Annotated in this window: 27 protein-coding genes; 17 read left to right on the top strand and 10 right to left on the bottom strand. The window is 66.3% G+C overall.

Annotated elements, in window-relative coordinates:
* Nucleotides 1–115: 115 nt before the first annotated feature.
* Nucleotides 116–991, top strand: a complete 876-nt coding sequence (locus R2770_06175) for a crotonase/enoyl-CoA hydratase family protein (GenBank protein ID MEZ5280040.1) — start codon at nucleotides 116–118, stop codon at nucleotides 989–991.
* Nucleotides 992–1,010: 19 nt separating this feature from the next.
* Here the strand turns inward: R2770_06175 and R2770_06170 are convergent, their stop codons facing one another.
* On the bottom strand, nucleotides 1,011–1,748 hold the full coding sequence (locus R2770_06170) for a GDSL-type esterase/lipase family protein (GenBank protein MEZ5280039.1): 738 nt from the start codon (nucleotides 1,746–1,748) through the stop codon (nucleotides 1,011–1,013).
* A 61-nt stretch (nucleotides 1,749–1,809) separates the two neighbouring features.
* Here R2770_06170 and R2770_06165 point away from each other — a divergent pair, with 61 nt between their 5' ends.
* The 4 genes from R2770_06165 to R2770_06150 are packed head-to-tail and all read left to right on the top strand — an operon-like array spanning nucleotide 1,810 to nucleotide 5,694.
* Nucleotides 1,810–2,574, top strand: a complete 765-nt coding sequence (locus R2770_06165) for an inositol monophosphatase family protein (GenBank protein ID MEZ5280038.1) — start codon at nucleotides 1,810–1,812, stop codon at nucleotides 2,572–2,574.
* A complete protein-coding gene (locus tag R2770_06160; GenBank protein MEZ5280037.1) occupies nucleotides 2,571–3,767 on the top strand; it encodes an AI-2E family transporter in 1,197 nt (398 codons plus the stop codon). Before R2770_06165 ends, R2770_06160 begins: the two co-directional genes overlap by 4 nt.
* Entirely contained in the window at nucleotides 3,767–4,558 is a 792-nt protein-coding gene (locus R2770_06155) for an SDR family NAD(P)-dependent oxidoreductase (protein MEZ5280036.1), read from the top strand. The genes R2770_06160 and R2770_06155 overlap by 1 nt, the downstream gene beginning before the upstream one ends.
* A gap of 44 nt (nucleotides 4,559–4,602) precedes the next feature.
* Complete coding sequence (locus R2770_06150) at nucleotides 4,603–5,694, top strand: hypothetical protein (protein ID MEZ5280035.1); 1,092 nt, start codon at nucleotides 4,603–4,605, stop codon at nucleotides 5,692–5,694.
* On the opposite strand, the gene R2770_06145 is transcribed toward R2770_06150, so the two are convergent.
* Together R2770_06145 and R2770_06140 are read right to left on the bottom strand one after the other, a co-directional pair.
* Nucleotides 5,660–6,559 (bottom strand): HTTM domain-containing protein, encoded by a 900-nt coding sequence (locus R2770_06145; protein ID MEZ5280034.1) that lies wholly within the window; start codon nucleotides 6,557–6,559, stop codon nucleotides 5,660–5,662. The genes R2770_06150 and R2770_06145 overlap by 35 nt on opposite strands.
* Complete coding sequence (locus R2770_06140; GenBank protein ID MEZ5280033.1) at nucleotides 6,556–6,960, bottom strand: hypothetical protein; 405 nt, start codon at nucleotides 6,958–6,960, stop codon at nucleotides 6,556–6,558. The genes R2770_06145 and R2770_06140 overlap by 4 nt, the downstream gene beginning before the upstream one ends.
* A gap of 111 nt (nucleotides 6,961–7,071) precedes the next feature.
* Here R2770_06140 and R2770_06135 point away from each other — a divergent pair, with 111 nt between their 5' ends.
* The gene (locus tag R2770_06135) at nucleotides 7,072–8,274 is read left to right on the top strand and encodes a hypothetical protein (protein ID MEZ5280032.1); all 1,203 of its coding nucleotides are present in this window, start codon (nucleotides 7,072–7,074) and stop codon (nucleotides 8,272–8,274) included.
* On the top strand, nucleotides 8,271–8,837 hold the full coding sequence (locus R2770_06130) for a MarC family protein (protein MEZ5280031.1): 567 nt from the start codon (nucleotides 8,271–8,273) through the stop codon (nucleotides 8,835–8,837). The genes R2770_06135 and R2770_06130 overlap by 4 nt, the downstream gene beginning before the upstream one ends.
* A 27-nt stretch (nucleotides 8,838–8,864) precedes the next feature.
* On the opposite strand, the gene R2770_06125 is transcribed toward R2770_06130, so the two are convergent.
* The 4 genes from R2770_06125 to R2770_06110 are packed head-to-tail and all read right to left on the bottom strand — an operon-like array spanning nucleotide 8,865 to nucleotide 12,436.
* Entirely contained in the window at nucleotides 8,865–9,437 is a 573-nt protein-coding gene (locus R2770_06125; protein MEZ5280030.1) for a DUF4031 domain-containing protein, read from the bottom strand.
* Nucleotides 9,434–10,240 (bottom strand): SDR family oxidoreductase, encoded by an 807-nt coding sequence (locus R2770_06120; protein ID MEZ5280029.1) that lies wholly within the window; start codon nucleotides 10,238–10,240, stop codon nucleotides 9,434–9,436. Before R2770_06120 ends, R2770_06125 begins: the two co-directional genes overlap by 4 nt.
* A gap of 53 nt (nucleotides 10,241–10,293) precedes the next feature.
* On the bottom strand, nucleotides 10,294–11,358 hold the full coding sequence (locus R2770_06115) for an ATP-dependent DNA ligase (GenBank protein MEZ5280028.1): 1,065 nt from the start codon (nucleotides 11,356–11,358) through the stop codon (nucleotides 10,294–10,296).
* A 4-nt stretch (nucleotides 11,359–11,362) separates the two neighbouring features.
* Nucleotides 11,363–12,436, bottom strand: a complete 1,074-nt coding sequence (locus R2770_06110; protein MEZ5280027.1) for a DUF3524 domain-containing protein — start codon at nucleotides 12,434–12,436, stop codon at nucleotides 11,363–11,365.
* A 112-nt stretch (nucleotides 12,437–12,548) separates the two neighbouring features.
* Between R2770_06110 and R2770_06105 the strand changes: the two genes are divergently transcribed.
* Both R2770_06105 and R2770_06100 read left to right on the top strand, forming a co-directional pair.
* Nucleotides 12,549–13,349, top strand: coding sequence for a hypothetical protein (locus R2770_06105; GenBank protein ID MEZ5280026.1), 801 nt, complete (start codon nucleotides 12,549–12,551; stop codon nucleotides 13,347–13,349).
* Nucleotides 13,346–13,891: a M23 family metallopeptidase gene (locus R2770_06100; GenBank protein MEZ5280025.1), complete on the top strand. Its 546-nt coding sequence runs from the start codon at nucleotides 13,346–13,348 to the stop codon at nucleotides 13,889–13,891. Before R2770_06105 ends, R2770_06100 begins: the two co-directional genes overlap by 4 nt.
* A 10-nt stretch (nucleotides 13,892–13,901) precedes the next feature.
* On the opposite strand, the gene R2770_06095 is transcribed toward R2770_06100, so the two are convergent.
* Both R2770_06095 and R2770_06090 read right to left on the bottom strand, forming a co-directional pair.
* Nucleotides 13,902–14,489 (bottom strand): hypothetical protein, encoded by a 588-nt coding sequence (locus R2770_06095; protein MEZ5280024.1) that lies wholly within the window; start codon nucleotides 14,487–14,489, stop codon nucleotides 13,902–13,904.
* 45 nt (nucleotides 14,490–14,534) lie between these two features.
* On the bottom strand, nucleotides 14,535–15,278 hold the full coding sequence (locus R2770_06090) for a lysophospholipid acyltransferase family protein (GenBank protein MEZ5280023.1): 744 nt from the start codon (nucleotides 15,276–15,278) through the stop codon (nucleotides 14,535–14,537).
* A gap of 185 nt (nucleotides 15,279–15,463) precedes the next feature.
* Here R2770_06090 and R2770_06085 point away from each other — a divergent pair, with 185 nt between their 5' ends.
* The 6 genes from R2770_06085 to R2770_06060 are packed head-to-tail and all read left to right on the top strand — an operon-like array spanning nucleotide 15,464 to nucleotide 21,394.
* Nucleotides 15,464–15,907: a hypothetical protein gene (locus R2770_06085; protein MEZ5280022.1), complete on the top strand. Its 444-nt coding sequence runs from the start codon at nucleotides 15,464–15,466 to the stop codon at nucleotides 15,905–15,907.
* Nucleotides 15,908–15,942: 35 nt separating this feature from the next.
* The gene (locus tag R2770_06080; GenBank protein MEZ5280021.1) at nucleotides 15,943–16,365 is read left to right on the top strand and encodes a helix-turn-helix domain-containing protein; all 423 of its coding nucleotides are present in this window, start codon (nucleotides 15,943–15,945) and stop codon (nucleotides 16,363–16,365) included.
* Nucleotides 16,362–17,822: an HAD-IB family hydrolase gene (locus R2770_06075; protein MEZ5280020.1), complete on the top strand. Its 1,461-nt coding sequence runs from the start codon at nucleotides 16,362–16,364 to the stop codon at nucleotides 17,820–17,822. Before R2770_06080 ends, R2770_06075 begins: the two co-directional genes overlap by 4 nt.
* On the top strand, nucleotides 17,819–19,270 hold the full coding sequence (locus R2770_06070) for a wax ester/triacylglycerol synthase family O-acyltransferase (protein MEZ5280019.1): 1,452 nt from the start codon (nucleotides 17,819–17,821) through the stop codon (nucleotides 19,268–19,270). Before R2770_06075 ends, R2770_06070 begins: the two co-directional genes overlap by 4 nt.
* An 11-nt stretch (nucleotides 19,271–19,281) precedes the next feature.
* Nucleotides 19,282–20,763 (top strand): AMP-binding protein, encoded by a 1,482-nt coding sequence (locus R2770_06065; GenBank protein ID MEZ5280018.1) that lies wholly within the window; start codon nucleotides 19,282–19,284, stop codon nucleotides 20,761–20,763.
* Between the two features lie 58 nt (nucleotides 20,764–20,821).
* On the top strand, nucleotides 20,822–21,394 hold the full coding sequence (locus tag R2770_06060) for a phosphoribosyltransferase family protein (GenBank protein MEZ5280017.1): 573 nt from the start codon (nucleotides 20,822–20,824) through the stop codon (nucleotides 21,392–21,394).
* Here R2770_06060 and R2770_06055 read toward each other — a convergent pair.
* On the bottom strand, nucleotides 21,391–22,314 hold the full coding sequence (locus tag R2770_06055) for a sugar kinase (protein ID MEZ5280016.1): 924 nt from the start codon (nucleotides 22,312–22,314) through the stop codon (nucleotides 21,391–21,393). The two genes, R2770_06060 and R2770_06055, sit on opposite strands and share 4 nt — an antisense overlap.
* 25 nt (nucleotides 22,315–22,339) lie before the next feature.
* On the opposite strand from R2770_06055, the gene R2770_06050 reads away from it, so the two are divergent.
* Together R2770_06050 and R2770_06045 are read left to right on the top strand one after the other, a co-directional pair.
* The gene (locus R2770_06050) at nucleotides 22,340–23,590 is read left to right on the top strand and encodes an aminotransferase class V-fold PLP-dependent enzyme (protein ID MEZ5280015.1); all 1,251 of its coding nucleotides are present in this window, start codon (nucleotides 22,340–22,342) and stop codon (nucleotides 23,588–23,590) included.
* A complete protein-coding gene (locus R2770_06045; GenBank protein ID MEZ5280014.1) occupies nucleotides 23,590–24,048 on the top strand; it encodes a GNAT family N-acetyltransferase in 459 nt (152 codons plus the stop codon). Before R2770_06050 ends, R2770_06045 begins: the two co-directional genes overlap by 1 nt.
* Nucleotides 24,049–24,155: the final 107 nt, after the last annotated feature.

Genomic DNA, 24,155 nt, shown 5'->3' with positions numbered 1-24,155 from the left:
ACGTCGACCGCAACGCATCGTGGTTGCGGTCTCGGACCATCTATTCGCCCTGTTCGCCCTGTTCGCCGAGGTCGATAATTGAGTATGGACCGAGCGGTTGGGCCACACTTCTGGCATGCCCACGATCGATGTCAGAGACCGCATAATCATCGAAATCGACGGCGGCGTCGCCGACGTTCGAATGAACCGACCGGACAAACTCAACGCCCTGGACGGCGAGATGTTTGCCGCGTTGGTCGAGGCCGGTGACATGCTGCGGGAGAACCCCGAGGTCAGGGCCGTAGTGCTGTCTGGCAACGGCAGGTCGTTTTGTGCAGGGCTCGACTTCTCGCGGTTCCAGGAGATGGCAGAAGGTCCGGGCTCGTCCGATGCGGACGAACAGGCCAGCGGTTCTGGCTCGGTCGCCCGCATCACAGGCCCGATGCCCGGTCGGATCACACACATGGGCCAGCAGGCCGTGTGGACGTGGCAGGAGATGGACCAGCCGGTGATAGCGGCCGTCACAGGGCACGCGTTGGGCGGCGGATGCCAGCTGGCTCTGGGAGCCGACATCCGCATCGTTCACCCCGAGTCGGTGATGTCGGTGCTGGAGATTCGCTGGGGCCTGGTACCAGACATGAGCCTGTCTCAGATCCTGCCCCGCTTGGTGGGATTCGACGTGGCCAAGGAGCTGTATTTCACCGGGCGCATGATCGGTGGTGCCGAAGCCGTAGAGATGGGCCTGGCAACGCGCACCAGCGACGACCCGCTGACCAGCGCACTCGATCTGGCGCGCGAGATCGCGGGCAAGAACCCCGATGCCATCAGGCGCGCCAAGAAGCTGGTCAACCAGTACGGAAACGTCGACGCGGCTACCTCGTTCGCAAACGAGCGCGAATACATCGGCCAGTTGATCGGCAGCCCCAATCAGGTCGAGGCGGTCGCGGCCTTTTTCCAAAAGCGCGATCCGCAGTTCCGCGACGTCGGCTCATCGGGCATCCCAGCGCCGTAACAGACGCCTGCTCGCCCGCTCAGAGGCAGGCCGCAGCAGCCGTCGACACCACCAGGTCGGCGTAGAGATTCTGCCCGTCCTGGTTCAGGTGGTAGCCATCGGACAGGTGCAGTTCCGGGGGCCCCGACAGATCTGACCACCGAGCCACGACGAACCCGTGGCGCTCGGCGGCCGCGTCGATGGCAGAGTTCACGACCGCCAGGCCGTCTTCGAACACCTGGGCGTTGACCCACACAGCGCAGGTCTGGCCCAACAGCGCGATCGCCTCATCGATGCGTTCGCCATAGTCGGGCGGGCCCGCCCAGTCGTTGGTGCCCAGACCCACGATGACGATGTCGGGCTGCGCCTGGCCTGCATGGCGCAACGCCGAAGTGGCTCCATAGAGGCTTCGGCCGGTCTCGGCATCGACTACGAGGTCCACGCCGAAACCATCCTCGAGCTCGTCGGCGGCCGACAGCGTCAGTGAGTCGCCCACCACGGCGATGGTCCGCCCGGCGAAGGGCGACGCCGACACGACGACATCGGAGCTGCCTCGAACATCGGACGCATCGCTGACCACCGGGGCGATCTCGGTTGTCTCGGTAGGTTCAGCGGTGGCGACCAGGCTGGTTTCGGCGCTGGGAAGAGCCGCTGGTTGGCTCAGCGAACTGGCCGGCGCCGGAGTGGTGAGGATCAGTGCCCACGCGCCCAAGATGACGCCGCACGCAGCACACAGTGCAGCTGCGGGAAGAACCGGTAGCGAGGTCGGTCTCGTCACTGGCGGCGAGGGTACCGCCATGGACGCCTTCGATCGACGGCACTCGTGCCAAGATTGGGGTGTGGACACACAATCGCTCCTGGAAGCCGCGGTTCACGTCGCCCGTGCAGCAGGTGACGTGACCCTCGACTACTGGCGGCGCCCCGACCTGATCGTCGAAGGCAAATCGGACGGAACCGAGGTGACCGCCGCCGACCGGGGCGCCGAGGCGGTTGCCAGGCAACTGATCGGTGAACACTTCCCCGACGACGCAATTCTCGGAGAAGAAGACGGTCTCGTTGGAGGAAGCAGCGGACGAACCTGGATCGTCGACCCCATCGACGGAACGTTCGGCTTCGTTCGTGGTGTTCCCCTTTACGCGACCCTGGTGGCACTGGTCGATCAGGAGGGTCCTGTGGTGGGCGTTATCCACCTGCCCGCCCTGCGACGAACCATCTGGGCCGGGCGCGGCCAGGGCTGTTTCGACAACGGCAGGGTGGCCAGGGTCAACTCGAACTCGTCGGTGCAGGGCGCGCTGGTGTGCACCTCCGACTGGGCTGCTGCCAGCCCCGAACAGATCGCAGCCGTGCGGGCCAGCGGCGCACGTATGCGCACATGGGGAGACGCCTACGGCTATGCCATGGTGGCGGCCGGCGAGGCCGAAGCGATGGTCGATCCGATCTGCTCGGCATGGGACCTGGCTCCGATGCCGGTGATATTGGCCGAGGCCGGGGGGCGTTTCACCGACCTCGAAGGCAACAACAGCTTCGACTCGGGCAACGGCCTCGCCACCAACGGCCTGATCCACCAGCCACTGCTGGACGTCCTGGCCGGGCGAACCGCGTGACCACCGAAACCACATTCGACGACGGTGACAAAGACCGTTCGATGCCGCCGTGGTTGCCCCGCGCCATAGCCATGGGCGCGTTTGCGTTCGCCGTGGTTTTCTCGCTGGCCTGGCTGGTGCAGCGACTGAGAGGCCTGCTGGTTCTTCTGCTGATGTCGCTGTTCTTCTCGTTCGCTCTGGAGCCGGCCGTCAACTGGTTGCACCGCAAGGGCATCAGGCGCGGATTCGCGACCCTGCTGGTGTTCCTGGGCGTGGCCGTGGGCGCCGTGGCGTTCCTGTGGGCAATGGGCGCGGTGCTAGCCGACCAGATAGCGATCCTGGTCGACGAGGCTCCTGGCTACATCACAGAGGCCCAGGCCTGGTTGGCCGAGCGCGGCGTCGAGGTCAACGTCGACGACCTGCTGCAAGAGTTCCAGGACGGTGGGGCGGCGGCGTCGTTCGCCCAGGATCTGGCCGGCAACCTGCTCGATGTCGGCACCACCATCTTGTCGGTTCTGTTCCAGGCCCTGACGGTGGGCCTGTTCACCTTCTACCTCACCGCAGACGGCCCCAGGCTGAGGCGCTCGATCTGCTCGATCCTGCCGCCACGCCGCCAGCGCGAAGTGCTGCAGATCTGGGACCTGGCCGTGTCGAAGACCGGTGGCTACATCTACAGCCGGGTGGTGTTGGCGACGCTCTCGTTTGCCTTCCACTGGGTGGTGTTCGTGTTGATCGGCGTGCCCTCGCCGCTGGCGTTGGCCATGTGGGTTGCCGTGGTGTCGCAGTTCGTGCCCGTCGTGGGCACCTACCTCGCCGGGATCTTCCCGGTTCTGCTCGCACTGCTCGAAGAACCCATCTCCGCGCTGTGGGTGGTGATTGCAATCGTCTTGTATCAGCAGATCGAGAACTACCTGTTCGCCCCGCCCATAACTGCGTCGACGATGGAGATGCACCCGGCCGTTGCGTTCGGCTCGGTTGTGGCGGGCACGAACATCCTGGGTGGGGTGGGCGCCCTCCTGGCCATCCCGGCCGCTGCCGTCATACAGGCATTCGTTGCCAGCTACGTGCAGCGCCACGAGCTGATCGAGAGCGGGCTGCTGACCGACGACGGCATGGCCCGGTCCAGGCTGACGCCCGACCGAACCGGCGAGATACCAATCATCGACATCACCAAGGGCCCGCCACCCGAGCGGCCCCAGCAGGGGGATACCTGATGGACAGCTTCGACTTCGACGAGATCTTGCGCGCCCGGCGCCTCGACGATCGAGTTGCGGTGGTCACCGGTGCAGGCAGCGGCATCGGCAGGGCTACCAGTGTGGTGTTGGCGGCACTGGGCGCCCGCGTTGCGTGCTGGGACGTCGACTCCGAAGGGGTCGAGCAGACCTGCGCGCACATACAGGCGCAGGGCGGCACAGCCCTGGCCGCGCTGGTCGACGTCAGCGATCCGGCGGCCGTCGAGGCCGCAGTCGACCAGGTGCGCGACGTACTGGGGCCCGTCGACATCTTGATCAACAACGCCGGCGTGTCCATCCCCGCCGGCATCGGATCGGACGCTTTTCAAGCTTCGTGGGAGCGGTCTTTCGCCGTGAACCTGACGGGTCAGGCCAACACCGTCCGGGCGTGTCTGGAAGATCTGGCCAGGGCGGGCGACGGACGCATCGTCAACATCGCCAGCACGGAGGGTCTGGGGGCCACCGCCGGCATGCCTGCCTACACGGCCAGCAAGCATGGTGTCATCGGGTTCACCAAGTCGCTGGCGGTCGAACTCGGGCGGCTGGGCGTGACCGCCAACTGTGTTTGCCCGGGGCCAATCGAAACCGGCATGACCGCTCCGATCCCGGCCGCCGACAAGGAGGTGTTCGCCAAGCGGCGGGTGCCACTGCGCCGCTACGGCCAACCCATCGAGCTCGCCAACGCCATCGCCAGCCTGGTGTTGCCCGCGTCCTCGTACCTGAACGGTGCGGTCGTTCGTGTCGACGGCGGCATGTTGGTACGCAATGCGTGAAGCGTGCGACCGCAACGCGTCAGTATTCGCCTACCCTTTGTGAGATGCGTAACTCCAAGCTTCTACGCCTGATCGCCGCGGTGGTGGCCGCACTGTTCTTCCTGGCCGCCTGCGGCGGGGGCGACAGCGACGATTCGGCCGACTCAGACACGTCCTCGACCGGCGACTCCAACGGTGGGGCCTCCGACGACGCTGGCAGTGGCGACTCCGACAGCACGGGGTCCGATGACTCCGACAGCGACGCATCGTCTGACGACATGTCTGGTTCGGCCGCCAGCTCGTGGTGTGACGGCGCTCGCGAAATCAGCGAACTGGCCGACGCCATCGACGCCGAGAACCTCGGCATGATCGCCACCTTCGAACGCCAGATGCGCGAGTTGCTGCCGATGCAGATCGCCCTGGCTTCTCAGGCCCCGGACGAGATCGCAGCCGATGTCGAGCTGTTCGTGGATGGTCTGGTGCAGATGCAGCAGACGCTCGAGGAGGCCGACTACAACATTCTCGACGTGAACGAGGAAGACATGGCCGTGCTCGACTCGCCCGAGCTGAACGCCGCCAGCGATCGCATCGAGCAGTACAACGAACAGGTCTGCGGTATCGATCCCGACTCTGGATCAGACAGCGATCCGTCGGTCGGCATCACCGACGCCGACATCGAAGCCATGCTCGATTCGCAGCAGCGTGACCAGATCCTCGCCCCGTTCATCGAGATGGGCCTGACAGAAGATCAGGCGGTGTGTGTGGTTCGGTCTGTGTTCAGCAGCGGAATTGCCACCACACCAACCAACCCCGAGTTCTTGTCGACCTTGGAAGACTGCGGCCTGACCCTGGAAGACCTCGCGCGCATCGGCATGGCCATGGATGACGGCGACGCGTCGGGGCCCGGCGTGGTCGACTCTGACGCAATGGAAACGCTGATGGCGGCTCTGCCGATCTTCGCCGGCAACCCCGAGATGGTGCCGATGATCGTCGAGGGCCTGGTGCAGGGCGGCATCCCCGAGGAAGCAGCCCAGTGCCTGGGCGACGCTTTGTCGGCGCCGGACGCTGCCGAGCGCCTGGTCGACATGGCTGAGGTGGCGGCGGTGCTCGACGACTGCGGAGTCAGCGTCGAAGATCTGCTGAGCTTCGCCGGCTGATCGGCCTCAGCCGACCAAGCCGCTGGCCAATCGCCTCTGCGTCCACGAACGACAAGAAGGCGATCCCCAGCAACTGGTAGGGGAACACGATCGCCATCAACGCCAGCACGGCGACGTGAAACAACCATGCCATCACCACCCAGGCGTGTCGGACGCGCCTGAAGCCCAGCAGTGCCATCGGGGCCGCCAGCTCGAGAGCCAGCGCCCCGATGGCCATGGGCGAGAACAGCCACGCCTGGGGCACCACGAAGCGTGCCAACGGGCTGGACGGGTCGCCCAGCAGGTGCTTGCGGAGGTTGTCGTGTGCGATATGGCTGCGCAGCACATCACCGCTGATCCAGTCGGCCCCGCCGATTCTGAGCTTGGCCCAGGCTGCGATGACGTAGGTCGACACGGTCACTGCGCTGATCAGCCAGAGCGCCCACGTGTAGTCGGATTCGTCGCTTGCCCGGGGTCGGCGTGTGGTCGAGCGTGCGTCCAGCGACCAGGCGTCGGCTGCCGGTGTGAAGGCCAGGATGCAGGCGTGGAGCACCACGAGGTTCTCTGTGTGAAGGACCTGGCCCCAGCTGAGGCGGTGCGACAACACGACCAGCACGGCCAACGCCGCCGCCGGCGAGCAGATGCGATAGTGCCAGCCGGCCGCTGCCGCGCCCGAGGCGAGCACCGCAAGCGCGACTAACGCGGCCAAGACCGGGGACTGCAACGGGGTGTTGAGCCATGCCACACCGCCGATCGGGTCGAAGCGGGCAGGGTCTAGCTCTGACGTGTCGACGATGGTGGGCGAGCGCACGGCCACGTACACGGCGGCGTAGGCGAACACAGCGACCCGAACCACCGCAAGGCGCTGGGCCAGAGCGGCAGTCATCGCGCTATCTCGCACGCGCTGTGTACGACGGTGTCACGAGGTTGGCGGTTGCCCGCGTACCACTCGATGGCGTCGATGGTGTCGGTCTTCACCAACACCGAAACAACTTCGGCCGGCCCGTTTCGTGCGACCCGGTCCGCGACCAGGGCGCACAGGGCCTCGGTGTCGCCCGCTCTCACCGCCTGGCGCACCGTCGAGCCGGCGACGATCACCTCGTCGGTGCCTGCGATCAGCTGGGGCGACAGGCGGATCTCAGAACCCGACCGGTCCACACCCACCACCAGGTCGACGTCGGACACCGTCTCGAGCAGCGACGAGAACATCGGGTAGGTCGATAGCGGGAACGAGTCTCTGGGCGGCGAACGCACGACAGGCAGCCACACGGCTGCGAGCACCACCACGCTGACGGCCAGCTTCGTCGCCCTTCGTCTCGCTGGGTCTGCCGGCCACACAAGGGCATTGTTGCACCTCGGGTGCTGGCAGCCGGCCGCCGCCCACCTAGCCTGCTGGCGGTGAGGTTTGTGCTTCAGCGGGGACGTGGCAGGTCGGCTTCACGGCCGATGATGCATCTCGTCGCCTGGGCGGTCGGACTGTCGGTGTTTCGTATCGGCCTGGTCGCGCCGCAGAATTGTCCCGAGTTGAGCGTGGCCGACCTCGACATCGCCATCGCAGCCACCGCCGATTGGGCCACCTCGAACCTCGAAGAAGATGGTGTCTTCGCATACCGCTACAACAGGGTCACCGGTGAAGACCTTGGTGGCTACAACGTCACCAGACACGCGGCCATGACCAACGCCCTCTACCAGGTGGCCGCCGCACACGAAGACCTTCGATGGCTGGAGCCAACCGACCGTTCGCTGCAATACATGCTCGACAACCTCATAGACACGACCGCACAGGGGCAGCCCCAATCGGTGGCGTTTACCGTCGGTGGTGCCCGACCACGCATCGGGGCGTCGGCACTGTTGATCACCTCGCTGGCACATCGAAGGCTGGCCACCGGCGACACCGGCTATGACGATCTGATGCGCCAGTTGGGACGGTTCCTGCTGGGGCAGATCGAACCCAACGGAGCGATCGCGGTCGAGTGGGATCCGGCAACGGGCCAACCCGTGGCGGGGCAATACGGAATATTCGCCACCGGTGAGGCTTCGTGGGGGCTGGCCATGCTCGAGCGGATGTTTCCCGGCGAAGGGTGGGGTAATGCCGCCATCGACATCGTGGGTTATGTGGTTCACGACCGACGGCGGCACGAGGGCCTGCTGCTGCGGGCGCCCGACCACTGGATCGCCTACACGGTGGCCGAGTTGGGCGATCGGTGGCAGCCCACGCTTGACGAGACCGAGTATCTCGAGCGCCTGGCGGGCGACTTCGCCGTGATGATCAGGGTCGAGTCGCAACGGTCGGGTGAAGGCATCCAACGTTGGGTCAGGTTCGACCAGGCGCTCGGAGCCGGCGTTGGGGCACTGGGGGAGGGGCTGGCCGGCCTGTCCCGCACCCCGGCGCTGGCGCCCATGCGGCCCGATCTCGAGCGGCATCTGTTGTGCACCGCAGCGACGCTGGTCGAGCGTCAGGTCCAGCCTCAGGATGTGCGCACAGACGCCGGGCTAGAGGTAGGTGCCTGGTTCACCGACGACATCACCCAGGTCGACGATCAGCAGCACACCCTGTCGACGCTGATCTTCGCTCGCGAGGTCCTGGAGGGCCGCCCGTGACAGCCAGAGCACTGTTGTTGACGATCATGGCGCTCGGTTGGTGGCGGGTTCCCGCCGCGCTCGGGTGGTCGCTCGACTCGGCCGAAACCCACAGGCGGGCCAGATCGGTCGCGGTCGGGTGCGCGACGGTCGTGGGTGTGGCGATGACGCTTCTGGCCTGGCTGTCTGGCCCGATACTCGATTGGCTCGAGGTCGACACGGAGACCTTCAGGATCGCCACCGGCCTGGTGGTGGCTGCGGTTGGTTTGGCGCGCACCCTGGGCTGGGGCAGCCGGCCCGAGCAGGCCGCTTATTCGAACGGTCGAGCGGGTCTGGCGCACAATCTGTGGCCGGTCGCCTATCCGGTGTTGTCTGGCCCGGTGACGGTGGCGGCGTCGATCTCGGTGGGCAGCGACCACGGCGTCGCCCTGGTGCTCGCGGGAGCGGTTGTCGGCGTGGGCCTCACCTGGTTCGCAGGGGGTTTGCGAGGTGGTGGCTGGGCGGGCCATGTCGTTCGCTTCGCAGGTGTCGTGCTGATGGTGCTGGCTACGGCCCTGATCTTCGACGGTCTGCGCGACGTTTGACGCAGCATTCGGGTGCGTCGGGGCGCCTCACCCGGGTTGGATACGCTCGGCCACGAACGGGCCATGCCCGGCGACGAACCAGTGCGGCAGCCTGGGCCCCAAGGCTGCCCGTGCTGTGCCGACGGCAGCTTCGCGCAATGACTCATCTGGCACCGCAACCATGGCTGCGACCTCGCTTGGCCGAGCAAACGCCGACAGCTCGACCTGGCCGAGTTCGTCTATCAGCGCCCGCCCCAGGGTGACCGCCTCGTCGCCCGCCGCACCCAGCGGAGCGCACACCTCGGCCAGATGCTGTTCGTGGTCGATCTGAACCCTGGCCGCCAGCCACTGCCAGCCCTCGGAGTGTCCGGGTTTGACCCTCAGCCCGGCGCTGCGCAGCGCTCGCACGATGTCTCGTGCGTTGACAGACACGGCTCCGGCCTTGATCGCCCGCAGGCGTTCGTCCTCGTCTACGTCGTAGTGGTCGCCCTGGAACGCCACCCTGCGCTTTCCGATGGACACCGCAAAGTGGTGCAGCTCGTCGTGGGAGGTGTCCGACACCATGTGGGCCCACCGCCTGCCGCGCCAAGGCCAGATGGCGGCATCGACCAGAATCGTCATTGCCGACCGCTGAACCCGACCGTGATGTCTGGCCCCCGCCGCAGCGTGTGTCCTCCGTCGACCCCCACGATCTGGCCGGTTATCCACGAAGACTGGGGGCCGGCCAGGAACCCGACCAGGTCGGCGACGTCCTGGGGCTGGCCCAACCGGCCCAGGGGCATCAGCGACAGATACTCGTCGACGATCGCCGGGTTCGACGCCAGCGCATCGGCCAGCTCGGTGGGCACCAGTCCAGGGCGCACGGCGTTGACCCTGATGCCCTTGGCTCCCAGCTCGTCGGCCGCGTTGCGCACCAACATCTCCAGCCCGGCTTTGCTGACGCAGTAGGTGGTCATCAGCCGGTGGGTCAGGCCGCCCGCTATCGACGACACCGCCACGATCGACCCGCCTTGGGTCATGGCGTTTGACCCGTGCTTGATGCAGGCCAGAACGCCAGTGAGGTTCACGGCGAGGGTGCGATTCCACTGTTCGATGTCGATGCTGCCGACCGGCCCGGCCCCGCCGCCGGTGCCTGCCGCCGCCACCACCACGCCCAGCCGACCGGTTGTTTCGGCTGCTGCTGCCACCGCAGAGGCCACATGGTCTTCGTTGGCGACGTCGCCGCTGTGGAAGGTGACCTGGGCGCCGCCGCCAGCCTCGGCGCTCAGCGCCCTGGCGGCATCACGAAGCTTGTCTATTCGCCGCCCCATCAGCGTTACGGCAGCTCCGTCGGCCACCAGTCGCCTGGCGCAGGCCATACCGATGCCCGATCCGCCGCCGGTCACCAGGGCCGCCACGCCCGCAAGGCTGTTGTCGTTGCTCACTGAGGCTCACTTTCGAGTTCTGGAATCGTTTGGCGCAGCACGTGTGGGCCTGCTCAAGACAACACTTCGGACAGGCCCACCGGAACGGGTTCTTCGAGCTGGTCGAACCGGCACGAAAGCGCGTCGCGATCTGGCCTCCATCGCACGAACCTGGTGGTGCCGCGGAACCGCCCGTTGAGGGTCGCCTCGTACTTGACCTCGACCACAAGCCGGCAATCGAGCGGAATCCAGGATTGGTCGCCCTTGGCCCCGCTCCACCGGTGTGGCGAGCCCGGCATCACCCCGTGTTCGTGCGCGGCGGGGTCCATCCAGTGAGCCCACGGGTGAGCGGAAGGATCGGCCAGTACGTGTGGCTCCAGAAGCTCCAGTAGCTGGGTTCGGAACTTGGCGGCGAAGCTCGCGGCCACACCCATGTGCTGCAGCCGGTCTTGTTCGTCGTACATGCCGACCACCAGCGACCCGACACCAGCGCCGTCCTTGTGCATGCGGTAGCCCGCCACAACCACGTCGGCGGTGCGGGTGTGCTTGATCTTGAACTGAACCCGCTTGTTGGGCTCGTAGACGCCGTCGAGCGGTTTGGCGATGAGGCCGTCGAGGCCCGCACCCTCGAATCTGCGGTGCCAGACGACGGCCGTCTGGTGGTCGGTGGTGGCGCGCACCAGGTGTATCGGGTGCTCGAAACCGGCGGCGATGGTCTCCAGCGCAGCGCGGCGCTCGCGAAACGGTCGGCCCATCAAGTTGTCGTCGCCCAGCGCCAGCAGGTCAAAGGCCACGAACTGAGCCGGCGTCTGCGCGGCCAGCAACTCGACTCGAGATTCGGCGGGGTGGATTCGCTGTTGCAGGGCATCGAAGGCCAGGTGGTCGTCGAGGGCCACGATTATCTCGCCGTCGACCACGGCTCGTTCGGGCAGGCACGAGCGCAGCGGCTCGATCAATTCGGGGAAGTAGCGGGTGAGGGGGCGCTCGTTTCTGGAGCCCAGATGAACATCATCGCCGTCGCGAAACACGATGCAGCGAAACCCGTCCCACTTGGGTTCGAACGACAGGTCTGACCCCTCGGGGATGGCCGCAATCGCCTTTGCGAGCATCGGCTTGATCGGGGGTGTCACCGGCAGCATCGTCCTATCGTGCCAGGCCGGCGATGGCTTCGTCGTAGAGAGGGCCGATCCGGCTCCAATCGAAGCGCCGCACGTGGGCCGCCAGAGTGGCGTCTGGTGCGGGTGGGTCTGCGCAGAAGGTGATGATCTGGGCCACCAGGTCGTGCGACCGATGCAGCAGGCGTTGGGGGTGGTCGACCAACTCGGGGTACGAAAGCGCCTGGGGTAAGAGCGGGTGACAACCCGCAGCCATAGCCTCGACAGCGGCCACCCCGAAGAACTCGTGGAGCGGGTCGCCCACCACCGCGTCGCAGGTGTGGAGCAGTTCGAGATAACGAGAGCGCGTTGCCGTGCCGGCGTGAACGACCCGCTGGCCCAGGCGTTCGCAGGCCGACAACAGGCCCCTGTCGTCGTCGGGTGGTTGTTCGCCGGCCAGCACGACCTCGAACCGGGCGCCCGCAGCGGCCGCGCTCGCCAGCGCCGCCACGACCCGCTGGGGCCGCTTGTCGGCATCCCAGCGCTGGTTGAACAGCAGGCGCACCGACCTCGATGGGTCGCTGGCGGGCCGCCGGTCGACCGCTATCTGACTCAGATCGACACCCACCGGCATTGTCGACGACCTGGCCGCTAGCGAGCTGGTGTCGTGGGGGCACGTCGACAGATACAGGTTGCGGTGGAAGTCGCTGTTGAACCAAACAGCGTCGGCCGCTGCCATCGAACGCCACTCGATGTCGACCAGATGCCGGTCGCCGGGTTGCAGTGAAGGGTGCAACAACTGCGACTCGTGCTGGTACTGAACTATGGCGGCGTCGCCAACAGCGCGCCTGGCCAGGCCGAGCAGCGCAGCGGTGTCGGTGAGGCTGCTGACCACGACGACGTCGGGGGTTCCGTGCCGGCTGGCCGCGGCTTCGAGCTCGTCGGCCAGCTCGGCGGTGCCTGACAACATCCGATGGCGCCACGTGCGTGGTGCGGTGGCTACCAGTTCGATGCGGTGGCGGCTGACCGAGCGCCACCCGTCGGCCCAAGCACGGTGCGACCCGCCGTACCACGGCACTACGACGATCACCGACGATGCTGTGTTTTTCGAGCGGTTGGTCATGGTGGGCGTTTCGAACTGATGGACGTCATGGCGTCGTGCCGAGCGGGATTATCTCGCCGATCGCGGCGAAAGCCACCACCGGCACGGCCGGGCCTGTTTGAATAACCCGTCGATGAGAGCACCCCAGGCGTCCCGCAGCCCAATCTCGGTTCTGGCGCTGATATTCGCGGTGGTGTTGGCGGTGGCAGGGGTGGCCACTGCCGCGGACGGCCCCAAGGTCGAGCCGTTGGACGGGTCGCAGCACTATGGCGACCTCGACGGCATCGAGTTGGTCGACGAGGTGGTTGCCATCGCCGAACTGCCCGGGGGTGGCGGCTACTGGATGGCGGCGTCCGACGGAGGTGTGTTCGCCTTCGGAGACGCACCATTCAAGGGGTCTATCGGTGGCGTGGTGCTTGACGAGCCGGTGGTCGGCATGGCGCCCACCGCCAGCGGCGAAGGCTATTGGTTGGTTGCCACCGACGGTGGGGTGTTCGCCTTCGGAGACGCCGGCTTCTACGGATCGATGGGCGGCATCGCACTGACCGAACCGGTGGTGGGTATGGCCCCGACCCCCGACGGCCGTGGCTATTGGCTCGTGGCCTCAGACGGCGGGGTCTTCTCCTTCGGGTCGGCCGCCTTCCACGGCTCGGCAGGCGCCATCGACCTCGACGAGCCGATCATCGGCATGGCCGCTTCCCCCGACGGTGGCGGCTATTGGTTGCTGGCCAGCGACGGCGGGATATTCACATTCGGGCCAACCGCAGAGTTTCACGGTTCGGCGGTTGACCCAGCCCGCTCACTCGATGCCATCTCGATCGGTACCGACGGCTCGGGCGGCTACTGGGTGGTCAGCGCCGACTCGCAGGTGCATTCGTTCGGCCGGTGCAGCGCACCCCATCGGCAGCGGCGGTCTGCAGGTCTGAGTCGGTGATCGGAGCATCGGTCAGCACCTCGGGGGTTTGGTTGCTGACCGTGCCCATCGACGTGCCACTGCCGGGCTACACGTCGTCGGCAACCGCCATCGATGGGGCCTCCATCGCCGAACAGCTGGCCTTTGCGCAGGCATGCGATCAGGTCGGCGAGCTACCCGACTTCGTCAAGCCGGTGGCAGGTCCGCTGTCGTCGCGCTTCGGCATCAGGACCCACCCCATCTGGGGCATCCCGATCCTTCATGCCGGTGCCGACATCGCCGCCGCGGGCGGCACCCCGATCGTGGCCGCTGCCGATGGCACCGTCGTGGCCGTCGACAGTCGCAGCGCCTACGGCAATACGGTCGTACTCGATCACGGCGGGCGAGTGGCCACCATCTACGCCCACCTGTCGAGTGTGGCCGTCGAGGTCGGTCAGCAGTTGTCTTCCGGCGAACAGTTGGGTTCGGTGGGCTCTACCGGGTTCGTCACCGGCGCCCACCTGCACCTCGAGTTGCGGGTCGACGGCGAACCGATCGACCCCGCACCTCATATGGGCCTGTGAGGCTGGGCGCTCAGCCCAACACGTGCTCGGCAGCGAACGCCTGGATGGCGTCGTCGGGCCTGGCATAGTCGGGTATCGGGCTGGGATCGCCCTCGGAGTACGACGAGAACATCGGACAGCCGTCGGACACCGCGTCGAGGGTGGTGCTGGCGATGACCTCACCGGTGGTCGCGGCTCGAAGCTGCACGTCGTAGCTGGCGTCGAAGGTCTGCACGGCCCACTCGATGCCATCGTCTTGATAGCCCTCGCACAGCTCGGACGCGGTCTCTGAGGTGCGGCTGAGGCACAGCACCATCTCGATGGTCGCCTCGTCGCCGAACTCGGGCTGCCATTCGTCGGGAACCACGCCGAACGCCTGGTTGTATTCGGGGTCGACACCGGCGAACACCAGCAGCGGGCTGGCACCGGTGGCCGTGCCCACGGCCGATCCGCCCTCCTGCGGTATGCCGCGACAGACCTGCTCGAAGTCGCTGCTGAAGAGGAACTCGGAGGCCGCGGTTGTGTCCGACGACCCATCCGATGACGATCCGCCCGAAGAGGCGTCGTCATCGCCCCCTCCGCAGGCGCCTGCAACCAGGCCGAAGACGAGCAAGAGCACGAGTGCTGAACGTCGCATTTGAGTTCTCCCAGACAGATGTGGACCTCAGGTCGCAGTGCGAAGCGCCTCGGCCGAAGTCGTTTTCTCTTCTGTGTTGGTGTCGGCCGCACCGGCGTATCGATCTACGTATTCGCGCCCCGAAAGTTCACGAATCTCGAACATGATCTCGTCGGTGAACTCTCGATAGGTGCGGGCATCGGCACCACGCTTGACATATCGATCGGGCTTTATGGGCCTGCCGAAGTGGAACTCGCAGTGTTGGAACAGCTTGGGAAACGCGGCGTCGGGCGGCTGGATCTTGTCGGTGCCGACTATGCCGCAGGGTATGACCGGTGCCCCAGTGCGCATCGAGATGCGGGCCACGCCCGTGCGACCCTTGTGTAGGAATCCCGACCGCGACCTGGTGCCTTCTGGATAGATGCCGAACAGGCGCCCCGACTCGAGCACCCCGGCCGCCGCGTCCAGAGCCGCGGTGCTGGCCTTGCCGCCGCTGCGGTCGATGGGGATCATTCCGGTGGCGGGGAACAGGTACTTGGTCTTCCAGTCGTCGAGATATTCGGCCTTGCCGACGAACAGGATCTGTCGGGGGAGGATTCCCATGAGCAGGGCCGAATCGAGGAACGAGATGTGGTTGGGGGCGATGATCGCCCCACCGTTGGCCGGGATGTTCTCGAGCCCGGTGATCTTGGTGCGCCACAAGTGCCGGGACGCGGGGCCCAGCATGGCCTTTACAACTGGGTAGTACTTGCCGGTGCGATCGTCGATGACGGGCCGGGAGTCTGGGCTCACGCCGCAATCGTACTTCACGAGCGTTCGGTCCCGCCTGCCCGACACAGCGCGCAGGTGCAAGCCGCGCGATTTGTAAGAAAAGTTCGCACCTGCGTGATTTTCCCGGATCGAGTCCCTATGCTTGGGATAGTACGCACGAGCGTGGCCGGCACAGATTCCGGCCAGATTCAAGGAGGAGGCTCCACATGGCTACCGAAACCCCCATCGAAGAGAACCCAGTCGTCGACGAGAGCAAGGCCGAGAATGCAACCGATGTGGTCATGGAGCGCGTCGGCAAGGTCCAGGACAAGATCGTCGGCCTGAACGAGAAGGCTTCCGAGGTTCTCGCCGAGAAGGCACCGAAGCTCTCCGAGGTCACCGGCAAGGCCGGAGACCTGGCCTCGAAGGCGCACGAGCGCTTCAACGAGGTCACCGACAAGCGCAAGGAAAAGGCCGGTGACGTGTTCGGCAACCTCGCAGAGCGTGGCAAGAAGTTCGCCCAGAAGGCCGGCGAGATGAACCGCAAGTTCACCTCGGGCCTGATCGATGCTTGGAAGTCCAAGCGCGGCGAGACAGACGAAGTTGCTGCCAGCGCTGACGCGGCCGAAGATGTTGCCGACGAGACCTCCGAGGCAAAAGCTCAGTCCTGAGTCTTAGGCCGATTCGGGTCGTACCTGGAGACGCGATGGCTGATCAGCCACGACACGACGAGACCGCCCCCGACGAATGGGGGCGGCTCGGCGCGTTCATCCGAAGTCAGAGAAGATTGAAGGAGCTGAGCCAGCGCGAGCTCGCCAAGCTCACCAACCTCTCCGACCCCTATGTTTCGCAGATCGAGCGAGGCATGCATCAGCCATCGGTCAAGGTCTTGAAGTCGCTGGCGACGGCGCTGAACATAAGGGTCGAGACGATGCTGGTTGCTGCCGGTTTGCTCGACTCCAGGCCGACCAACGAAGACGTTCTCGATACCGAGACCGCTATCAGGGTCGATCCGAGGCTCAGCGACGAACAGAAGCTGGCGCTCTTGAGCGTGCACCGTTCGTATGTGACGGCCAACGAGGCAATCAACAGGTCCGCGCCGGGCGCGGTCGAGGAAGGACAGGCATGACCACCGCGCCAGGAGCTGCATTCTTCGACCTCGACCGAACACTCATCGGCGGGTCGTCGGGGGCGGTGTTCAAAGACGCTTTGGCAGCCGAAGGGCTGGGCCCGTCGGTCGACCTGCCGGGGCTGGGTGCCATAAACACCATCTTCGGCATCGTCGGCGAAACGCGGGTGTCGATGCGCCTGGCCAAGGCCACGGCTCGGGCGTCGGCGGGCTGGCCTGTCGACGCCGTCAAGCGGGCGGCCAAGGCGGCGGTTCCCGAGCTGACCGACCTGTTGTTCGGGTTCGTGCCGCTCGAGTTCGCCAGACACCGGGCCGAGGGCCGCAAGATCGTGGTGGCGACCTCCAGCCCCAAACAATTGGTGAAGCCCTTCGTCAAGGCCATCGGGGCCGACGCAGTCATCGCCACCAAGTGGGCCAGCGAGGACGGCAAGTTCACCGGCGCCATCGACGGGCCGTTCGTCTGGGAACGCAACAAGTGGCGGGCCGTTCGCGACTGGTGCCGCAGCAACGAGATAGACCCGGCCGACTGCTGGGCGTACTCCGACAGCTATTTCGACGTGCCGATGCTGGCCGGGGTCGGGCACCCGGTGGCGGCCAACCCCGACCCACGCCTGGCAGCGGTGGCGGCCCTGAAGGGCTGGCCGGTGCGTCACCTGGGCAAACCCGAGGGTGTGCCCACCGTCAGCGGACTCGAGATCCAAGACTTCGCCAGGGCCTTCGGCCGGCCCGAGCTGATGCCAGGCGTGCGCCTTGACATCTCCGGCGTCGAGAACGTGCCCAGCAGCGGGCCGGCGTTGGTGGTGGGCAACCATCGCAGCTACTTCGACCCCACCGCCATAGCAGTGATGCTGGCGATGTCGGGGCGCTCGGCTCGATTCCTAGGCAAGAAGGAAGTGTTCGATGCGCCGGTGGTCGGCCAGTTGGCCAGTGCAATGGGTGGCATACGGGTCGACCGCGGCACCGGCTCCAGCGAGCCGCTCGACAAGGCGATCGAAGCCCTGCGAGCGGGCGAGCTGGTGGCGATGATGCCTCAAGGCACCATTCCCCGAGGGCCCGCCTTCTTCGACCCAGAGCTGAAGGCCCGCTGGGGCGCGGCCCGTCTGGCGTTGGCCAGCGGCACGCCGGTGATTCCGGTGGGTCTGTGGGGAACCGAAAAGGTCTGGCCCCGGTCGGCCCGCATGCCCAAGCTCGATCTGATCTCGCCGAAGACGGTCACGGTGCGCGTCGGCCCGCCGGTCGACCTGTCGGCATTCCCCATCGGTGACCCTTCGGCCGAGACGCCCGAGATTCTCGACGAGATCACCCGCACCATCATGGCGGCGATAGTCCAGGAGCTGCCGGTGGAGGCGACCATTCGCCACATCCCCACAGAAGAAGAGCTGGCTGCCACGTACCCGCCTGGTTACGCCGGCGATCCGTCTGCTGAAACCGAACGACGACCCGGAACCGACACATGAGTCAAGAAAACGATCTCGAACTGCCGTCCGTCATGAGCGACACCGAGGCGCTCATGTGGAACATCGAGAAAGACCCGTGGCTGAACCCCAGCGGTGCCATGGTGACGTTGCTCGATCGTCCCATCGACCGCGACAAGTTCGCCAGGCGCATCGCCAAGGCCGTGGTTTCGATACCGAGGCTGCGCCAGCGCGTAGACGCCCCGCTGGGCCGTCTGGTGGCGCCCAGGTGGGTCGACGATCGCGAGTTCGATCTGGGGCATCACCTTCGGTTCGTCGCGCTGCCGTCAAACGCCGACACCGACGAAGACCTGTGGGCTTTGGCGTCGCGCCTGGCTCAGGTGCCCTTCGACCGGACCCGTCCACTGTGGGAGATGCACGTGGTCGAGGGATTGTCCGGCGGCAGGGGAGCGCTGATCTCGAAGCTGCACCACTCGGTTGCCGATGGCACCGGCGCCATGCGAATGTCGCTGGCATACATGGATCTCCAGCGCCGGGTGAAGATCGACGATGCGATCGACCTGGGCGCCGCTCTGGCAGCGATGGCCTCAGAGGCCGCATCGAGCACCTCAGACGACCTGCGATCCGAGCTGACGGGCGGCGTAGGCCAGTTCTTCGACAAGGTCGCCAAGCCGACGCTGGGCGCGATGCGTGCGGTTGCCGGCGAGGTTGCCACCTGGGGAGCCGACCGTCACCGCATCGGCGACGCCGCGGAGACCGCCAAGAAGCAGGCCGGCGGTCTCGTCGACCAGTTGCCGTTCGGCGACCATCGCGAGCCGGGTTCGCCCCTGTGGGCCGAGCGCAGCCGCAAGCGCCACCTCGAGGTGCTGGGCGTTGACCTGGCGGCGGCAAAGGCTGCCGCGGCAAACCTGGGCGGAACGGTCAACGACCTGTTCGTGGCCGGCGCAGTAGAGGGTGCGGTGGCCTATCACCTGGCCCGAGACGTCGAACTCGAGCGCCTGCACGTGAGTTTTGTGGTCAGCACGCGCGGCAAGGGCGACCGCTCGTCCAACGCCTTCACCCCTGTGCCATTCGACGCCCCGGCCGGCCCGATGGAGGTTGCCGAGCGGTTCGCCGCCATGCACGACCTGATGTCCGAGCGGCGCAAGGCCACCTCGGGCGGCGGGGGGCTGATGGCCGCGGCGGCCGGCGCCGCAAACCTGTTGCCCACCTCGGTCATGACCCAGCTGGCCAGGCGCGAGGCCGCCTCGATCGATTTCGCGACCTCGAACTTCAGGGGTTCGCCTGTGAAGGCATACATAGCCGGCGCGCGGGTCGAGGCCTTGTACACGCTGGGCCCCGTGGCCGGCACAGCCTTCAACCTCACCACCCTTTCCTATTGCGGCAGCCTCGACATGGGGCTGCACGTCGATCCGGTTGCAGTCGAGAACCCGGCGGAGCTGAAAGAATGCATCGCCGGCGCCTACGAGTCATTGCTGGAACACGCCTGAACGGAGGCGAAATGAACGCAGCATCGATAATCAAAGACCAACAGTCAGACCTGATCGCCCTGATCGACCGGGCCGGGCCGGTCAGCTACGGCGAGCTCCGCGACCGCGTCGCGGCCACGGCGGCCGGGCTGGCCGATAGAGGCATCGTGGCCGGTGACCGCGTCGCCATCCTCGCCAACACCGAGACCTCGTTCGTGACCGGCCTGCTGGCCGTGTTCGCACTGGGCGCCGTGGCGGTGCCGGTCAACCCTTCCAGCCCGGTTCCAGAGGCCAGCCGACAGCTCAACGCTGTCGAGCCCCGGGCCCTCATCGCCGGTCATGGCAAAGGCGAGCTGGGCTTGGCGATCTGCGAGCGGGTGCCGTCGATCGAGTTCTGCGGCAAGCCATTCGGCTGCCAGGTCAAGCACCTGCCCATCATCGGTGTTGCCGGGGCCGCTTTCGCGCCTGTGGATGTCGACCCCGACAGCGAGGCCGCGCTGATGTTCACCAGCGGCACCTCGGGCGAACCACGTGCTGCCGCGTTGTCGCACGCCAACCTGTTGGCCACACAGCAGCAACTGCGCAAGCTGCTGGGCGAGGGCGGCACCCGCCAAGCCGTCGCCCTTTTGACGCTGCCGCTGTTTCACATCTATGGCCTGAACCTGGTGCTCAACTCGCTGCTGGCAGTGGGTGCCACCATCGTGTTGCTCGAAGAGTTTCACCCGGCAGATGTTCTGGAGGCGGTCGATCGTTACAAGCCGACCGTCATACCCGGCGTGCCACCGATGTGGGCCGCCCTGGCCTCGGCGCCGGGAGCCAGCCCCGAACGTTTCGCGTCGGTGCGTTATGCCACCAGCGGCGCTTCGCAGTTGCCGATGGCGACCTATCAGGCCGTGCGCGAGCGGCTGGGCCTGGACCTGGCAGAGGGTTATGGCCTGACCGAGACCGGTGGGCTGGTGACCTCCAGCCTGGGCGGCGCCAACAAGCCGGGGTCTGTGGGCAGGCCTCTGCCAGGCGTCGAGATGCGCCTGGTAGACGAAGGCGTCGATGTGCCCGTCGGCGACCGCGGCGAGATCTGGGTGCGCGGCGAGAACGTCACCGGCGGCTACTGGCGAGACATGGAGGCCACCGGCCGGTCGTTGACCTCCGATGGGTGGCTTCGTACCGGCGACATCGGTGTGGTCGACGACGAGGGCTACCTGTATTTGGTCGATCGGTCCAAGGACATGATCATCGTGTCTGGCTTCAACGTCTACCCGGCCGAGGTCGAGGAAGTGTTGCTGTCGTTGCCGGGTGTCGAGCTGGCGCTGGTGGTGGGCGAGGACGACGACCGCACTGGCGAGGCGGTGGTGGCCCACGTGCAGCTGGCCGCGGGTTCTGAGCTGACGCCCGAGTACATCATCGATCACTGTCGCGATCATCTGGCGCGTTACAAGACGCCGAGCAGGGTCGAAATCGTCGACGAGCTGCCCACCACCTTGACCGGCAAGAGGGTCCGCCGCCTCGTCAAGTAGGCGGCCAGATAGGCACAGCCGCCTCGTCAAGTAGGCGGCCCGGCTAGCATCGCTGGCCGTGAACGAGTCCGAAGTCGATCAGTTGGTTGCCGAAGCCGTCGAGTTGTTGAGGGCCAAGGCGGTGCGGGTCTTTGACGAGCCCATAAGGCTGGCCTCGGGCGCCATGTCGCGTCATTTCGTCGACGGCAAGGCCGGCCTTGCTGCCGCACCCGACCTGAGGCTCGCGTGCCGTGCCATGGCGGCCTTGTGCGAGCGTGCCGGCATCACCTTCGACGCTGCCGGTGGGTTGACCCTGGGCGCCGACCATCTGGCGGTTGGGTTGGCGATGGTGACCGATCGTTCGTGGTTCTTCGTGCGCAAGGAGCCCAAGGACCGCGGTACCGGCCGCCAGATCGAAGGCGCCGACGTCGGGCCCGGAATGAGGGTGCTGGTTGTCGAAGATGTCGTGTCGACTGGTGGGTCGATGTTCAAGGCGATCGACGTGGTTCAGGCTGCGGGAGCCGAGGTTGTTGGTGCCGCCACGCTGCTGAACCGAGGCGAGGTCGCCGTCGGCGAACTGCGGCGTAGGGGCATCCCGTTCGTGGCGTTGTCGTCGTACGCGGACTTCGACATGGCGCCGGTCGGCGCCTAGAGGAACGACGCCAGACGCCGATCGATATCTGGTCGGGCGCCGGTGTGTTCGATGACCCACGCAGCCACCTTGGTGGCGTAGGCGGCGGCGTCGACAGCGGGCCTGCCCTCGAGGTAGCGGGCCAGGAACGCCCCGGCGAACGAATCGCCCGCACCCGTCGCATCGACCAGGTTGTTGGTGGCGGGCGGTATGTGCGCGGCTTCGCCGTTCTGGTACACCAGCGCTCCGTCGGCGTCGAGCTTCAAGATGATGAGAGCGCTGGGGTACAGGTCGTCGAGTCTGGCTGCGATGGCGGTGGGTTCTGACTCGCCGGTCAGCACAGCGCCTTCTTCCTTGTTGGGCAAGAAGATGTCGATGCCCAGGTCGGTGGTGACTTCGAGGAAGTGGTCGACACCCATCTCGCCGATCATCTGGAACGAGCCTGGGTCGAACGACAGCGTGGCCCCGGCCTGCTGGGCGACCCTGGCAGCCTCGCGCGACGCCTCACGGGGTGGGTCTGTGAAGAACGACCAGGCCGTGAGGTGCAGGTGCGACGCCTGCCGCAGTATCGGTTTGGGCAGCTCGGATGGCAGCAGGAAGAAGTCGGCACCATGGCCAGACACCATCGAACGCTCGCCAGTGTGGTCGACGAACACGGCAACCGAGCCGGTGAAGTGGGCTTCGGACTCGACCAGGTAGGCCTTGACGCCTTCGAGCTGGAGGTTCTCGTGGGCCATCTGGCCCATTCGATCGCGGCCGATCTTGCCCACGAACCGGGTCGGCATGCCGCACCGGGCAGCCCACACGGCCACGTTGGCGGCGCTGCCGCCTGGCAACAACATCACCTCGCCGAACGTGTCACCGCCCTTCAGTAGCTCTGTGTTGGTGCGTATCAGCACGTCCCAGGCGAAGTCTCCGATTGCGCAAAGCTCTGCGTCCACGGGAGCCGAAGCTAGCGTGCCGGAGATGCACAGTTCGCTTCGGCTCGACATCGACTTCGTACGTTCACAGTTCGCGGCCTTCGAAGATCCGGCTTTGGCCGGTTGGGCTCACTGCGAGAATGCAGGAGGCAGCTACGTTCCAGACCGGGTGGCCGACATCTTGTGCGGCTTCTACCGGTCTTCGAAGGTGCAGCCCTATGGCCCTGCGGGTCCGGCGAAGGTGGCCGGTGACGCCATGGACCGCGGCCTTGCGGCGGTTTCGGCAACCCTCAACGCTCCGGCCGGTTCGGTGTCGATAGGGCCTTCGACGACACAGAACACCTATGTGGTGGCGCGTGCCCTTCGACCTCTGTTCGACGACGGCGACCGGGTGATCGTGACCAACCAGGATCACGAGGCCAACATCGGATCGTGGCGCCGCTTGTCCGAGACCGGCATCGAGGTGGTCGAGTGGTCGGTCGATCCTGACACTGGCCTGCTCGACGTCGCCGATCTGGAGGCGTTGTTGACCGACCGCACGCGGCTGGTGTGTTTCACCCACGCGTCGAACCTGGCAGCCACCGTCAATCCGGTGGCCCAGGTTGCCGACCTGGCCCACGCGGCGGGTGCGTTGGTGGCCGTCGACGGGGTTTCGTATGCCCCTCACGCCGCCATCGACGTGGTCGACCTCGACGTAGATCTGTACTTCTACAGCACCTACAAGACGTGGGGTCCCCACCAGGGTGTGGTGTATTGCCGGCCCGACTTGCTGGACCGTGTGTCGAACCAGGGCCATTTCTTCAACGGCGGCCTGGCGACCAAGCGGCTGGTTCCGGCCGGGCCCGATCATGCCCAGGTTGCTGCCGTGGCCGGCATGGTCGACTACTACGACGATCTCTACCAGCACCACCATCCGGGCGGCTCGGCGCCGGCCGGTTCGTTCGAGCGCATCGCAGCGGTCTACCAACTCTTCGGGGCGCACGAGCAGGTGCTGATGGGTCCGTTGCTCGATTTCCTCGCCCAGAGCGACGTCCGCCTGGTCGGTTCGCCGTCTACCGATCACACCGTGCGTGCGCCCACCATCGCCTTCGTGCCACGCAGGGTGGCACCTTCGGTGGTTGTCGAACACTTGGCTGCTCGGTCGATCGGTGTCGGACATGGCGATTTCTACGCCAGACGTCTGGTAGAGGCGATGGGAATCGACCTCGCCGAGGGCGTGGTTCGTGTTTCTCTGGTGCACTACAACACGGTGGAAGAGGTCGACCGTGTCATCGCCGCACTGGACGAGGTGATCTGATGTTCGATATTCGAATCGACGACCTGTCGGGCGAACCGATACGCGATCTGTTGCGGCGCCACGCGGAGGGCATGTTGGAGGCGTCACCTCCGGGGGCCTGCCACTTCTTCGACATCGATCGGCTGAAGGACCCATCGGTGACCGTGTGGTCGGTGTGGGACGGCAATGAGCTGGCGGGGTGCGGCGCGCTCCACGAGATCGAAGCGACTCACGGCGAGCTGAAGTCGATGCGCACACACGATCTGCACCTGGGCAAGGGCGTGGGTCGAGCGGTGCTGGCCCACATCGTCGCCGAAGCGCGCCGGCGCGGCTATCGGAGGCTGAGCCTCGAGACGGGAAGAGGCGAGCCATTTGCCGCTGCCATCCACCTGTACGACAGCTTCGGGTTCTCTGATTGTGGTCCCTTCGGTGACTACACGGAATCCGATTTCAGTCTGTACCTGACCCTCGAACTCTGACCGTCGGGCTCTGGCCCGCGGAGGTCTCGGGGCTGATCGCGCCCGCATCTTTGCGACAAGCGGCCGTGCGTCGCCGTTCCAGATCGAAGTTGTCGCAAAGATGCGGG

Source organism: Acidimicrobiales bacterium (assembly GCA_041394185.1).
Taxonomy (GTDB): domain Bacteria; phylum Actinomycetota; class Acidimicrobiia; order Acidimicrobiales; family Poriferisodalaceae; genus JAAETH01.
This window is presented reverse-complemented; position numbering and strand designations above follow the sequence as displayed.

Coding starts and splice junctions, on each gene's coding strand:
- R2770_06175 (MEZ5280040.1), top strand. CDS start 116: ATGCCCACGATCGATGTCAGAGACCGCATAATCATCGAAATCGACGGC.
- R2770_06155 (MEZ5280036.1), top strand. CDS start 3,767: ATGGACAGCTTCGACTTCGACGAGATCTTGCGCGCCCGGCGCCTCGAC.
- R2770_06150 (MEZ5280035.1), top strand. CDS start 4,603: ATGCGTAACTCCAAGCTTCTACGCCTGATCGCCGCGGTGGTGGCCGCA.
- R2770_06145 (MEZ5280034.1), bottom strand. CDS start 6,559: ATGACTGCCGCTCTGGCCCAGCGCCTTGCGGTGGTTCGGGTCGCTGTG.
- R2770_06125 (MEZ5280030.1), bottom strand. CDS start 9,437: ATGACGATTCTGGTCGATGCCGCCATCTGGCCTTGGCGCGGCAGGCGG.
- R2770_06115 (MEZ5280028.1), bottom strand. CDS start 11,358: ATGCTGCCGGTGACACCCCCGATCAAGCCGATGCTCGCAAAGGCGATT.
- R2770_06110 (MEZ5280027.1), bottom strand. CDS start 12,436: ATGACCAACCGCTCGAAAAACACAGCATCGTCGGTGATCGTCGTAGTG.
- R2770_06105 (MEZ5280026.1), top strand. CDS start 12,549: ATGAGAGCACCCCAGGCGTCCCGCAGCCCAATCTCGGTTCTGGCGCTG.
- R2770_06085 (MEZ5280022.1), top strand. CDS start 15,464: ATGGCTACCGAAACCCCCATCGAAGAGAACCCAGTCGTCGACGAGAGC.
- R2770_06080 (MEZ5280021.1), top strand. CDS start 15,943: ATGGCTGATCAGCCACGACACGACGAGACCGCCCCCGACGAATGGGGG.
- R2770_06075 (MEZ5280020.1), top strand. CDS start 16,362: ATGACCACCGCGCCAGGAGCTGCATTCTTCGACCTCGACCGAACACTC.
- R2770_06070 (MEZ5280019.1), top strand. CDS start 17,819: ATGAGTCAAGAAAACGATCTCGAACTGCCGTCCGTCATGAGCGACACC.
- R2770_06065 (MEZ5280018.1), top strand. CDS start 19,282: ATGAACGCAGCATCGATAATCAAAGACCAACAGTCAGACCTGATCGCC.
- R2770_06050 (MEZ5280015.1), top strand. CDS start 22,340: ATGCACAGTTCGCTTCGGCTCGACATCGACTTCGTACGTTCACAGTTC.
- R2770_06045 (MEZ5280014.1), top strand. CDS start 23,590: ATGTTCGATATTCGAATCGACGACCTGTCGGGCGAACCGATACGCGAT.